Annotated in this window: 1 protein-coding gene; it reads right to left on the reverse strand. The window is 45.3% G+C overall.

Annotation, left to right across the window (positions count from 1 at the left end):
- A partial coding sequence (locus PROVRUST_RS19970) for a phage virion morphogenesis family protein (RefSeq protein WP_006816509.1) occupies positions 1–322 on the reverse strand: 322 nt, incomplete at both ends.

Consider the following 322-nt stretch of genomic DNA (forward strand, 5'->3'; position numbering starts at 1 on the left):
GTACTGATTTTGTCTTTTTTGACGCTGATATAGCGCTGAATATCCGATTTACGAAATGAGCGCTGGGATTTTTTATCCGCATCTTGTCCTGTAATCGTCTTTGAGTTTCCACGCCAATGACGCAATGTACGCTTCTGACCTCGCCACATGAATTGAATTTCACGCTGCACCGTGACAAAGCTGGCTTTTCTTTTTGTGTACGCACTACCGTCTGGATTTTTTTGTTGCTGGATGCGCTTTATTTGAGATCGGCGCAAGTCACGTGTGATTTCTTTAGCCAGCTGTCGGCGCTGATTTGCAGACATACGGCTGATTAAAGCGC

This window comes from Providencia rustigianii DSM 4541, assembly GCF_000156395.1.
Taxonomy (GTDB): domain Bacteria; phylum Pseudomonadota; class Gammaproteobacteria; order Enterobacterales; family Enterobacteriaceae; genus Providencia; species Providencia rustigianii.